The organism is Acidovorax sp. KPB24-07, from assembly GCF_057543315.1.
This window is the reverse complement of record NZ_BAAJYS010000019.1, coordinates 20,174-32,349: the sequence shown is the minus strand read 5'-3', so window position 1 is coordinate 32,349 and position 12,176 is coordinate 20,174. Positions and strand designations below refer to the sequence as shown.

The window sequence follows — 12,176 nt, the reverse complement described above, 5'->3', positions numbered from 1 at the left end:
CTGCGGCGCGCGCCGCGGTCCAGCAGATCGAACGGCGCCAGCGGGCCAGCCGCGGGCGCGATGGCCGCATGCACCTCGCCGCCGCCTGCGGGATAAAAGCCCCGGCGCCGCAGCGTGAGCTCCAGCCCCGCGCCCAGGCGCCGCACCAGCGGCGCGAAGGCCCGCTGCAGGAAGTCGAACGGGGGCGCCATGGGGTTGTGCGTGCCGCCCGAAAGCTGCACCCGGCTGGGCCCGCCAGCCAGCATCAGCGCGGGCAGCACGGTCTGCAGCACCAGCAGGCAACTGCCGGCCCCGGCGATCGCGAAGGCGTAGTCGCCCGCCTGCACCGGGCCGGGCGTGAACTGCAGCGCCTGCGATCCCAGCTCCGCCCCTTCTGCCTGCCCGCCGCAGACCTGCACCGCCGCCTGCACGCAGGCCAGGTGCTGGCGCATCAGTCCTGGCTTGGGCCGGCCCGCGCGGATGCGGTCGATGCGCAGCGGCCGGCCGGTCACCATGGACAGCGCCAGGCCAGTGCGCAGGATCTGCCCGCCGCCCTCGCCGTGGGAGCCGTCGAGGGTCAGCATGGCACGGACCCTTCGGCGCCGCCATGGGCAGGATCGAAGCGCAGCACAGTGTCGTGCAGCAGGGCGTCCAGCCCGGCATGCCCGGCAATGGGCAGGGGCTGCACCGGCTGCGCCGCATTGGCGGCCAGCTCGGCCTCGATGAATGCGTGTATGCCGGGCCAGCGTGGGCTGGTGGCCGACTCGTTCGCACGCATCTTCACCGCCAGCAGGGCGTTGATCTCTTCGATGAGCGCCGCATCGCGTTGCGCATCCAGCGTGTGCTGGGCCAGTTCGGCGAAGCGCATGGGCGGCACTCCGGGGCGCGTGCGGATCCATCGCGCCGCCAGCAGCGGGCGCAGCACGTACAGGTATTTCTTGTAGCGCACCACGTTGGCCTGCAGGTGCTCGCGGAAGTTCTTCTTGGCCATGGAGGCGTAGTGGTGCCAGGCCTTGGCGTTGGAGAACACCTGCGCCGCCAGGGCGCGCACCTGGGCCATCGTGTCCGCCGCCTCGCGGTAGACGACGGGCGAGCGCAGCCACTCCAGCAGCGTGGGGTTCGATTCGCGCATCAGCCCGAGCGCTTGCGCAGGTCCCAGCCGTTGATGTCCAGGTCCCCGCTGATCGGCACCTCGATGACGTCGCGCCCGGGCGAGACCGTGAGGTACCAGGGCAGGCGGTGCACGTAGAGAAAGCGCACGTCGTAGTCGCTGTCGGGCGACGCGAAGCCCAGCCGCGGCTGCCCGATTCGCAGGCGAACAGGATGGTGACGGCGTGCTGCGCCTCGATGTCACGCAGCGCATCCATGATCTGCCCGCGCATGGCGGGCTCGATCGGATGGGCGGAATGAAGCCGTTCTCGGGGTTCTGTCTTTTGCATGTCCATGCTTTCAGCGCACGCTCCTCGTGCGTTGGTCTTGATCCAATGGTGGGCCGTGGTGCGCTCGCTATCCCTTCACGCACACCACCTGCTTGAGCGTGTACACCACTTCCACCAGGTCTTCCTGCGCCGCCATCACGGCGTCGATGTCCTTGTAGGCCATCGGGATCTCGTCGATCACATCGGCGTCCTTGCGGCATTCCACCCCTTCGGTGGCGGCGATCTGGTCGGCGATGGTGTAGAGCTTCTTGGCCTTGGTGCGGCTCATCTTGCGGCCCGCGCCGTGGCTGCAGCTCATGAAGCTCTCCGGGTTGCCCTTGCCGCGCACGATGAAGCTCTTGGCGCCCATGCTGCCGGGAATGATGCCCAGTTCGCCGGCCTTGGCGCTCACGGCGCCCTTGCGGGTGATGAACACGTCTTCGCCAAAGTGCGTTTCGCGGCTCACATAGTTGTGGTGGCAGTTCACCGCTTCCACATGGGCCTCGAAGGACTTGGCGATCACCTTGCGGGCGGCCGCGATCACGCGCTGCATCATCACCTCGCGGTTGGCGCGCGCGAACTTCTGCGCCCAGCCCACGGCGCGCACGTAGTCGCCGAAATACCGGGCGCCTTCCTCGAAGTAGGCCAGGTCCTGGTCGGGCAGGTTGCGCTGGTGCAGCTCGGCATCCTTCTTGGCCAGCTCGATGAAGTGCGTGCCGATGGCGTTGCCCACTCCGCGCGAGCCCGAATGCAGCATGAACCACACGCCACCGTGTTCGTCCAGGCACACCTCGATGAAGTGGTTGCCGGTGCCCAGTGTTCCCAGGTGCTTGTGGTGGTTGGTGTTGGCAAAGCGCGGGTAGTCCTCGCAGATCGCGTCGAACTCGCCCTTCAGGGCGGCCCAGGCCGCATCGCTCTCATCGGGCGGCGTTTCCCAGGCGCCCTTGTCGCGGCCCATGCGGCGCGGGTTGCTGCCGTGCGGCACGGCCTTCTCGATCGCGGAGCGCAGCGGGCCCAGGTTGTCCGGCAGGTCGTTGGCGTGCAGCGTCGTCTTGCACGCCATCATTCCGCACCCATTCTTACTACAAGGTAACTGTTACTGGGCGGGTGGCCCTGTGTATTTGCTGGTTGGGGGTCAGGTAACAGTTGCTCCAGCTTTCAATCGCCCACAGACACGCATCACCCGATCCTTCTCTCGGCGGATTCAACCGGTCATCGCAACATCGCTAAGCTCAGCCAGTTTCGCGGCTAGTTCCCCACGAGCGGTGGCACAAGATAACCCTTTCTGACCATCACAAGCAATCAAGTGATGAGTCTCAGCGAGCGGCCAGTCTTCTGTGTCGTCGTCGAGTGCGATCCACGCCCTTGGTTGGCGACGACGTACGTCGGCGACGATCTGCGCTCCGCGAGACATTGATTTAAACGCAGACATAGCCCAAGGGTCGGCCCCGTGGACAAGTTTGTGAAACGTACCTCCGACAAAGCGTTGCTGCAGCTTCTCAGGAAACCATTTAAGCGTCTTTCCATATCCGGGCTTGACGCACCATGAACTGCTGAGAACCAGTGCTACTTTGGGGAACGGCTCAAGCGCCTCCTCTAGATATTCAACCCACTCAAAGAGTTCGTGCCCAGGCGCTTCGCGTGGCGACATAAAGATGCCCCGACGGTGGTGCCACATGACGGCGTGATGGTGCAGCACCCCATCAATATCAAGGTACAGAGCTATGTCGAGAGGGACACGGTTTCTGTGCGCATGCAGTGGGACGTTGGGCTCTGCTTCGCTTTGGTCATTTATTGGAAGGGCCCCCATTCCAATCATCGGTGTCGCCTCCTTTTGTCTTCCAGATGTTGCAAGGCGGTACAGCCGCTCTGTCCCGTATGGTTCTGGCTTCCAACGACTAGGGAATCGATGGATCGCGGTCAGGTTTCTCCGCTAAGTGAGCAACCAGCGCTCTAAGGGTGGCCTCGAGATAGCTTGAGCCGGAGGCAGCTATTGGCCCTATCTCGCATATCACCAGTCCCTTACTTACTCGGAAGGTCGCACCAAGTTCTTTTGCCATCCCAAAGGGGACCTCCGCGTCAGTCCGCTCAAACGATCCATGTCTTGTCGACGGGTTCGATCCAAAAATCACAATGCTGTTCTCGTCCTCGGAGTGCAAGGCAAAGGGACCGCGCTCAGTACCAATCACTTCGAATCCAGCAGCCCGAGCAAATACATACTCGAGTCGTACCCCGGTGAGCGCGTCCTCTTGGCGTGCCATCGTTCTGCCTCCTTTTGCGTATACAGACATAAGAAAAGCTCTCCCCCTTACTTGGTACAGGTATTCCGGTGTGAGAGAACTTGCCGGCCGACTTTCAGTTGCTTCCTGGGAGTCCATTGACCGGCCCACGAAGGTTAGATCATGGAGATCAAGATATGCATTCTATGGTATGCCAATAATAGATGGTTTATTTTGTATGGCCATCCAGAAGAGACTGTTGCCCTTTCACGAGTGCTTGAGATGGACGCAGTTGAGGTTTGGAAGATTGGTCTAGGCCTTGTTGTACGAAGTCGCCGCCAGCAGCGCGCGTTGTCCCAAGAGGTGTTCGCGCATCATGTGGGGCTCACCCGCAACGCTATTCAAAAGCTTGAACGTGGGGTCACGAATCTTAGTTTTGAGAGCCTCTTGAAGGTGGCCGCTGCTCTGGAGGTCAAGCCGGCGGACCTCTTGAGAGATGTGGACGAGTTGGTCTCTGATAGACCATTGTTCGTGAAGGCTGTTGCGGAATTGGAAGATCAACGCAAGAAAGGCAGGCCACCTAAGGCGGGCCTCTAGTCGTCGCACCGCGAGCTTGAGACCCTGGGGGCTGGCGCCGCGGGCCCTGGTTGGACTATGGGCGGTTCATGAGCAACCTAGGCCCTGTCTCTCGTTCGGGTTAGCAGGATTTCTGAGCATGGGCCCAGCTAATTAGGGTTTGCCTGAGGCATCGAAATTTCCGAAGCCATCTCTACGAACTAGCCATTTCCGGCTCTGTTTCGCATCCTAGGTCCGAGGGCGAGAGCATCGTGGCGCCGGTGTCCGGAACCCTCAGCACCAATGAAGCAGCCATCGTCGTGCGCGCCGCGGTCAATGGGGCCGGCATTGCGTCTCCAATCTCAATCTACAGCAGGGAAGAAGGCCTGCAGATGCTCAAGCAAGGTGAGATTGCCTACAAGGAGACAATGCTGAGCGGGTGTGCCAGCACGACGGCATGCGGGGTAAATCCAATCGAATGGCTACCTGTAGAGTGCCTTGAGAAAGACTGCCGAAACATGGTGTTGAACCCTGTCAAGTTCAACCGGGTCCTCAAGGCGCAGGAGTCTCGGTTCGCCTACTTGGAAAGATCGACACCTGAGTCGATTGAGTTCAGGGCAGAACGTGCGACATTGAATGCCTTGAATAAGGCGAAGAGCCGGTACTTCGGCGCGACAACATGAGTGATGCAATCGGTGATTACTACGGTGTCCTTGAGCGGCTGAAGCGCAAGAAGGACAAGATCAACAACGACACTGTGGCGCTAGAGGCCGGTCGCAAGAAGGGCAGCATCAAGAAATCGCGGCCACAACACGCGGACCTGATTAAGGCTATCGACGCTGCAAGTAGAGACGTCGCCGCAGAAGTGCCGTCTGCGAAGAATGTCCAGGCGGACTTGCGCGCACAGAAGAAGCAGCTGCAGACACAATTGGACGATGCCTTGGAGCGCGAGCTATCGCTCGTCAGGGAGGTTTTCCCCCTCAAACGCGAGCTTGCAGCTTTGCGTGGTGGCAGCGTGATTCCAATCCGCCGCAACTCGGTCGTTGCGCCTAAAGCGTAGGCCTTAATGTCAATGAGAAGCGCATGCCTTTGCCGGACGTATTGAACACACTGAAGCTGTTTGAAGAGTCACTAGCGAATGGCATGCCGGTCCAACCCGGAGCGCTTGACCTCAGCCTGCTGGTCTGGGCAGATGAGCCTAATGGAAAAATTCGAATGTCGTACGCCTACGTCGCAGGTGCGAAGGTGGTCGCATTCGTCCAATTCATTGCGATTGGCATTCACGAGGGCGTGCCGTTGTTCCACGCTGGTTGGGCCGTTGCAGAGGCCTACCAGGGGCAGGGGAGAGCGCGAGACATTGTGCTGGCTGCCCTGAAGGAGATGCGCCACGGGTACCGCCGTGCTGGGCTGCCATCTTTCTATGTCGAGGCCGCCGTTGCCCTGGACAACATCGCCTCGCAGAAAGTCGCCGAGAAAGTCCTGCTAGCACCACTCTCGACACAGGCAGACGACATCACCGATGAGCCCATCCTGCACTATCGGCGCCGGATTGACGCAAAAACCGAACTTTAGGCCGCTATGCCAACTTCCAAATTGAAGCCAAGAGGGTTCAATGTTGACCACATTCGGCTAGGTGACATCGTGCTCACCACAAGCAGTTCCTTTAAGAGTAAAACCATCCAGACGTTCACCCGTGCGGACATATCCCACGCCATGCTCTGCGTCGGCCACGGAAGCGTCATTGACTCCACCATGGAGGGCGTGCAGGCGCGCAACCTGTCCCGGGTGGTGATTGAGCCGGGTTGTAACGCCTATGTGCTTCGGGCTAAGAGGGCACTTTCCTCTGAGCAGATGAGCGCTGTAATCGCATACGCCCGGGGGCACATTGGCGTGAGCTACAGCCTCGGCGATGCCGTGAAGAGCCTGGGCCTCAGGGTCATCCCGGGCCGCAAACAGTTCTGCTCCCGATTGGTGGCGCAAGCCTATGAGTTTGGCGGGGTGTATTTGTCCAAGAATCCTGCGTTCTGCACGCCGGGGGACCTTCTGAGGTGCGGATCGTTGGTATCTGTGCTCGATGCCATGTTTGAGTTGTCTCCCGAGGAAGAGGCCGCTCGCAGGGACTCCGATCCAGTGAAAGAGATGCGTGACGCCACCAATGCACTTCTCAAGGGCGCTCGCAAGATCGCGCCTCGTATCGAATCTTTGAACGACATTGATACACACCTGATTGAGCATCCCGAAGATGATGCTCGGCTGGTTGAAGTTATCCATGCGTCCGGATACCTGGAGCTATGGCGTAGGCAAGTGGTTAGGACACCATGGCTTTATGACCTAGACCAACTGATCGCGCACCATGTGCCGGAAGCTAGGGCTCAGAACTACTGTGCAGATGTGGTCGAAGAGGAGGTTCGAAACCCTAGTCACTACGCGCAGATGCGTGCTGCGTACGTGGGGTACCACCTCCAATACCCGCTGGAGTATTTCCGTTTGCAGGTCGAGCTCTACACGGCCTTGGCGAAGAACCATACCCAGCGGCTGAGAGTTGCCATTACGTTTCTCGAGCGCAAAGGTCTGCTGACTGCTGAGTACACTCCGCCAGTGTTGCCGCATACCCTTGAGTGGTACCTTTCCCTCGCCAACTGGGACCCGCGTTTGTCACTCAAGGTCTCTCAGGCTGTGCAAGCGGCGGGAGAGAACACGGCCATATGCACCATGTGTTCGAGCGAACCCACTCGAGACTACATCGCGGTCACTTCGCCCCCTGCAGGTCCTGGGACATACCGGCTCTGTGATGACTGCTATGCCAGGCACTCAGTGGATGAGCCGCTGATGCCATTCCCCGCGAAATAAGGTGTCCGCTATCTGCCGGCTTGGTCGGCATTTCATATCGTATTTCGTATTGCTCGAATACGATATGAAACTCAGCGGACGCGAGACCTTGTTGCTAATCGTCCCTTGACTCCATCAGAACATGAATACAAAAACGGCCTTGGACAAAGCACAACTGAAACGCCACGGTGGTATCGACCCAGCCGCTCTTGCGGCTGCCTCACTGGCTTCTGCTGTCGCGACGCTTGCACAGTCGGGGCCATACACTCCCGTGACGACCATACTTGGCATCACCATCCTTTTTCTCGTGTTGGCCTACGACATTGATCCACATCGCACGATGTTTCAGAGTGCTGCTTACAGCTGCGTGGCAGGCCTAACGACTCTCCTAGCGGCAGGATTCCCATTGGAATGGGGCTTTACGCAGTTCCAACGGCAAGAGTTGCCACAGTGGGCGCACTGCATCGTGTGGGCTACGTTCTCGAGCATCTATTTCTGGATTGATAAACGAGCTCGGGCATCAACCTAAGGTTATCCGCCTTGCGACTTAGCCAAGCCCTAAACTGCCCCGATGACAAGTCCCAGCCCGGCGCTCCTTCAAAAAATAAAGAAAGCCCGTGCCAGTGCTCCTGCAGACCTGCCGCTCGTGCGCTCGTGCGCCCAGGTCGTGCTTATCTGGGCCTTCAACGAAAGAGGATTTGATGGAGCTGTCTTGCAGCTCAAAGCAGACCACGGCGCTCGCTGGTCGCTGACAACCGCGCTCCAACTGCTTTCTGGCCGCCGCGGCGAGTTCGCCGCTGAAGTCGGCACCCCTGAGGAACGCCAGACCCTTTACTTGGCGCACCTGGTGGCCAAAGCCGTCTGCAGTGATGCAGGCTTGGGTGCTGTTTGCCGGCCAAAAGAGGCTGACCTGATAGAGCTGCGCCGGCTTTCTGCCTCCGCGAACATGCAAACCGTCCCCTCATCTGCGTCTGGGCTGCCAAGCATCTTGTAAGGTCTTGATTCGAAGGAGTTTTTGGACGGGCTGCCTCCCATGGGCGCTCCCCGCCGCGCCTGGTTATGCGTAGTATTTGAAGTTGTGGCGCCACTGGTCCTGCGTCAGACCGGGGTTTGCAAGCAAGATTTCACCCACACGATCCGAATACTTGATCGTGATCGGGCGGCCCTCGCCCAACTGACACGAGTTGTAGTTCAGCTTGGTCAAGCCCAAGATGTCCTTCGCAACCTGCACGATGTCTCCATCACCGAACTGGATGGTCACGGAGAGAGGCACAGGTACTTCAAAGCCGTCATAGGTCGCGATACGCGGCTTGAACCCGTTGGTGTAGAGCAGGCCATGACGAGGTGTCTTTTGCCAGAACACACCGCGCTGGACAGGATGCTGACCGCGCTTGGCCACATCAGGATGCTCGTCGTACCTATACAGGCGTTGCCCACCGCGGTCCTGCTTCACGCGGATTGAGATGAGCTTCACACCCTCTGGAACTGCCCGGAGGAAGCCTTTGTATTCCTCAGGGGTGATGCCGGAGTGCGTGTGCAGGAAAATTTCCTTGAGTGGCCTACCGTCTTGTTGTCTGTAGGTTTCGATGGTCCCGCGCAGCAGTGCCTCCGCCTTCTCAGGGGGCAGATGGAACTCATTGGATTTAGGTGAAAACCACGGGCCAAATTCACCAACGAACACCACGCCGTCACCGCTGTCGAGGAACATCTGCGCAGCACAACACGCCGTGCGCTTGTTCTCTGCAAGCTTGTAGGCCAGGCCGACATAGCAAACGCCATCACGAGCCCAAGGCGTCTTCCAAGGCTTGGCTCCGCACTTGTAATAAATGGCCGTTGAGAAGTTCCAGAGCCGGTCGGAGAGGGGGTTGGTTCCCTTTGCGCCATCGCGAACCTGCGCGGTGATATGAAGAGTCGACTCCTTGATGATCTGCACCGGGAGGTCGTGGGCCATCAGTCGGCCCTTAAGCTGCCTACGGAAGTCTGGAGAGTAGCCTCGTGACTCCACATAGGAGTCCATCGAATCCAGCACTGCAGTAACTTCCGGCTCGTCCATGTCGAACATGGACTTCTGACCTGAGTCCCTGTCGAGGATCGCTTGGCGGAGAAACGCAACCTCATCGGCGCTACGCTTGATGTCGCTCTGCTTGCTGAACGCGACCGACGAGTTCGGTCGACAGTTCTCGTAGACCTCATCGGGCACCACGCATATTGCAAGCGCAGGACGGGCGTCGAGCTTCTTGACCTTGTCGACTTGCTCAAGGTAAAGCCGTGACACGGCGAAAGCTCTGTCGTGCTTATCTGCCTTGCGCGAAGCGTCCGAGAGCAATTGCCCATCCACCGAATAGCTGCGAACTGGCTTTGGCCACTTCACCCCAAAGGCAACGTCAAAACCAGGGTAGGGCGGCCATGCCCGATGTCTTGCTGGATCGACACAAGCAGCGGAGGAGTTCAGTGCATCACACCAGGCATTCCACGCTGCGATCCCCCTATCGGTCCCAATGACGATGTTGTCGGGCATCTGGCTGCGCGTCTCGGCTGGGCCAAACAATGCGAGTCCATCGTGTGGGTCTTCCGCTGTCTGCTGATGGCCAAACTCAAGGAGAGGCTCACCGAAGAAATGGAATTTGCTGCTCATGCGGATTGCTTTTCTGGTTGTGGATCGCTGGATTCCGCAGAGTCGTCTTCCTCTCCATCCCGGGACTTGAACTCGGCGATTTCCTCGCCAAGGTCAACCATGCCAGAAAGCGCCAGAACATCCAGGCTGACCGGGCACTCCCATCGAAGCGGCTCGCTACTCATAACCACCGAGCGCTTGTCCTCGCCATAGCGCACCTCACCAACGCTTGTCTCCAGGGCCTGAACAACGCCCAAAAGACGAGAGAGCCAATCCTTGTTCCACCAGCTCTTGGTGACAGCCTTCCGGCGCCTACCGATGGCCTTTAGCTCGTATACCTTCCCGTCCAAGTCAGTAGGGCGCACGTAAATGCGCACAACGACGCTCCATGTCCCATCCAGATCGTGGTGAGGCTGGAACAAAGGCGCGAGGTGGTAGTTAAAGAGCGATGCGCGATCCCCCCAGCCCAGTGTTCGTGTACCGGTCAACGCAACCCGAGTGTTTCGACCGTCGACGTGGCGGATTCTCTGATTCCATTCGAGCTGCTCCCGCTTTGGAAAGTAGTAGAGATCGCGGTCATCGCAATACTCAAGACCTTTCATTCCGCAAACCACCGAGAGGCTACGGCGAACAAGCTCCTTCGCAACGTCCTCGGTCTTCTTGCCGTCCCGTTCAGGTGAATCGGTCCATACGAACTCCGGCGTGCGGTACTGCCTGGCTGTCTGGATTGAATCGGGCGGTGGGGGCGTGAATGCTAGTAATCGATAGGGGTTGGTTTCGACGAATGCCCACTTCTTTCGCAGTGCATCGCGTTCAGCCGAACTCATTGCCACACTGAGGTCATAGATGAGCATCGTCTCCGGTAGCTGCAACGTGAACACGTTTGCAAATACTGGTTCAGGCTTTGCGAGGGTGACGCTTGTCGGCATGTAGTCGCCCAGGGCAATGCTCTTGCCTTGCTCACTCTCGAAGTCAGGTTGGATTCCTAGCGTGGCCATACGCTGCAGGACTTGCTGAAGGCCATCATTCCACGAAGATGAGAAGTCCGCAGGCAGAACGCCCCTCAATCTAGAAGGCAGGTGTGAGTGTGCCCCTACCGACGCTTGGCACGGGAGGACCAGGGAGTCTTTCGATGCCGCCAAGCTGCAGCGTTCAAGGAACAGTTCATCCGCGACGCTCGCTGAAGACGCAATAGGCAAGTATTGCTTCGCTCGAAGCTCAATCAACTTCCTGACGCTGTCATCAGGGTTCTCCCCAGCCAGCGGCGCCGTACCGCGACACCAGGTCCGAAATCCAGCGAGTGTCAGTCGCCGCGAAAGCCACGTGGCTAACGCGTGGTCAGCATCCATGTGGTCGATGACGAGGGTGTCGCGACTCTCGGAAAGCGACTCCCCGCCGGACTGTGGGAAGAACGGTGGTGCAAAGATGCTTGAGTGCTGTGCGACCAGGTGCCTCTGTGGCGACGCAAGAAGGGATCGGAGTCGCTCAAGGTCGAACAAGTCCAACGTCCACCCAAACTCTTGCTCCACCATGTTGAACGCGGCGTCCTTTTCGGATGCATTCAGCTCCTGTGTGCATACGAATACGAAGGTATCGGGGTTATGGTGAAGCTCCCGAACTCGTGAACAGTCGTGCTTTAGCTTAGCCTTCCAGTCCCCGCGTACCGTGTATGCGAACACGATCTTCCGCCCGGTCCCGTCCGCGCGAATGATGGCGTCGCGCCCACCATCCCCTGTACCCCCGAGAGGGTCTATTCCCGGGTAATCGGTACCAGCGAGGAGCGCGGTGCAAAGGCGTTCGAAGTCTCGGTATGACGAGACGCGCTCAAGACAATAAGTGAGACGGTCAGCAGACATCTGTTAAGCATACGGTGGGGCAAGACGGACTGGTGAAAATCTAGTTCCTACCGTAGGGCAGTGTGCTCAAGCCGCCATTCAGGTGGGGACTTCGGGGCCTATGGCTGCCACAGTGGGCCGTCGAGTCGACTTGCGTTTCGGTTACCACGACGACCGCGACGATAAAAACTACAGAGGGCCAGGGCGGTACTCGTTCTCACGCAGTTCCTAGACAAACACGGGCGCGGCGCTTCACAGCGTGGCGCCCGCAACATCCACTTCCTCGGTTAACGACCGCGGTTCGACTGGGACACGACCGACCCGGCCAGCGTCTTTGTAGTCGCTGAGGAGCGCGAGTTATCGAGTGCGGCCGAGGCGCGGCCCTCAAGCTTTGCGCCCGTCTGGGCAGTCGACCCGGACTGCCGTAGGGCCGACCCGGCCAATGAGCGCTGAAGCCCGCTGGCCGATCCACTCTGAAGCGTTTTGCCCGCGAGGCTTGCTACGCCAGAGGATGTCTGCTTTGTATTGGAACCCATAACGAAACTCCTTTACTTGCTAAGCATGCTGCTGGATGAATCAACAGTGGGTGGGACTATATGTAGCGTTTTGTTGGTGGTCAATACACTACCTATAGCGCCCTAGTAACATAATGTGTCTGAGTTTTGGAGGCGGAGTTCCTCGCGCTAGTGTCTTCTGCAAAGAGAACGCAGACCCGTGAGCTGAGCTG

The 12,176-nt window shown here is 59.3% G+C and carries 10 protein-coding genes and 2 pseudogenes; 6 read left to right on the top strand and 6 right to left on the bottom strand.

Annotated elements, in window-relative coordinates:
• The 4 genes and pseudogenes from rtcA to AC27IQ_RS04680 all read right to left on the bottom strand — a co-directional run.
• A partial coding sequence (gene rtcA / locus AC27IQ_RS04695) for an RNA 3'-terminal phosphate cyclase (protein ID WP_487088568.1) occupies positions 1-563 on the bottom strand: 563 nt, incomplete at its 3' end.
• Positions 557-1,346 (bottom strand): annotated as a pseudogene (locus AC27IQ_RS04690) (nucleotidyltransferase domain-containing protein). The gene rtcA and the pseudogene AC27IQ_RS04690, both read right to left, overlap by 7 nt.
• 139 nt (positions 1,347-1,485) lie before the next feature.
• Positions 1,486-2,472 (bottom strand): annotated as a pseudogene (locus AC27IQ_RS04685) (RtcB family protein); the annotation flags it as partial.
• A gap of 129 nt (positions 2,473-2,601) precedes the next feature.
• Positions 2,602-3,105, bottom strand: a complete 504-nt coding sequence (locus AC27IQ_RS04680; RefSeq protein WP_487088570.1) for an HAD domain-containing protein — start codon at positions 3,103-3,105, stop codon at positions 2,602-2,604.
• 694 nt (positions 3,106-3,799) lie between these two features.
• Between AC27IQ_RS04680 and AC27IQ_RS04675 the strand changes: the two genes are divergently transcribed.
• From AC27IQ_RS04675 to AC27IQ_RS04650, 6 genes are all read left to right on the top strand, one after another.
• Positions 3,800-4,213 (top strand): helix-turn-helix domain-containing protein, encoded by a 414-nt coding sequence (locus tag AC27IQ_RS04675; RefSeq protein WP_487088566.1) that lies wholly within the window; start codon positions 3,800-3,802, stop codon positions 4,211-4,213.
• 230 nt (positions 4,214-4,443) lie between these two features.
• A complete protein-coding gene (locus tag AC27IQ_RS04670; protein WP_487088565.1) occupies positions 4,444-4,854 on the top strand; it encodes a hypothetical protein in 411 nt (136 codons plus the stop codon).
• Positions 4,851-5,231, top strand: coding sequence for a hypothetical protein (locus AC27IQ_RS04665; protein ID WP_487088563.1), 381 nt, complete (start codon positions 4,851-4,853; stop codon positions 5,229-5,231). Before AC27IQ_RS04670 ends, AC27IQ_RS04665 begins: the two co-directional genes overlap by 4 nt.
• A 23-nt stretch (positions 5,232-5,254) precedes the next feature.
• A complete protein-coding gene (locus AC27IQ_RS04660) occupies positions 5,255-5,743 on the top strand; it encodes a GNAT family N-acetyltransferase (RefSeq protein ID WP_487088561.1) in 489 nt (162 codons plus the stop codon).
• Positions 5,744-5,749: 6 nt separating this feature from the next.
• A complete protein-coding gene (locus AC27IQ_RS04655) occupies positions 5,750-7,021 on the top strand; it encodes a YiiX/YebB-like N1pC/P60 family cysteine hydrolase (protein ID WP_487088559.1) in 1,272 nt (423 codons plus the stop codon).
• A 550-nt stretch (positions 7,022-7,571) separates the two neighbouring features.
• Positions 7,572-7,994 carry a hypothetical protein gene (locus AC27IQ_RS04650; RefSeq protein ID WP_487088557.1) on the top strand — a complete coding sequence of 141 codons (423 nt, stop codon included), beginning with the start codon at positions 7,572-7,574 and terminating at the stop codon, positions 7,992-7,994.
• 63 nt (positions 7,995-8,057) lie between these two features.
• Here the strand turns inward: AC27IQ_RS04650 and AC27IQ_RS04645 are convergent, their stop codons facing one another.
• The gene (locus tag AC27IQ_RS04645; RefSeq protein WP_487088555.1) at positions 8,058-9,635 is read right to left on the bottom strand and encodes an argonaute/piwi family protein; all 1,578 of its coding nucleotides are present in this window, start codon (positions 9,633-9,635) and stop codon (positions 8,058-8,060) included.
• Entirely contained in the window at positions 9,632-11,293 is a 1,662-nt protein-coding gene (locus AC27IQ_RS04640) for a hypothetical protein (RefSeq protein WP_487088553.1), read from the bottom strand. The genes AC27IQ_RS04645 and AC27IQ_RS04640 overlap by 4 nt, the downstream gene beginning before the upstream one ends.
• Positions 11,294-12,176 lie beyond the last annotated feature (883 nt).

Coding starts and splice junctions, on each gene's coding strand:
- AC27IQ_RS04660 (WP_487088561.1), top strand. CDS start 5,255: ATGCCTTTGCCGGACGTATTGAACACACTGAAGCTGTTTGAAGAGTCA.
- AC27IQ_RS04655 (WP_487088559.1), top strand. CDS start 5,750: ATGCCAACTTCCAAATTGAAGCCAAGAGGGTTCAATGTTGACCACATT.
- AC27IQ_RS04650 (WP_487088557.1), top strand. CDS start 7,572: ATGACAAGTCCCAGCCCGGCGCTCCTTCAAAAAATAAAGAAAGCCCGT.
- AC27IQ_RS04665 (WP_487088563.1), top strand. CDS start 4,851: ATGAGTGATGCAATCGGTGATTACTACGGTGTCCTTGAGCGGCTGAAG.
- AC27IQ_RS04645 (WP_487088555.1), bottom strand. CDS start 9,635: ATGAGCAGCAAATTCCATTTCTTCGGTGAGCCTCTCCTTGAGTTTGGC.
- AC27IQ_RS04675 (WP_487088566.1), top strand. CDS start 3,800: ATGGAGATCAAGATATGCATTCTATGGTATGCCAATAATAGATGGTTT.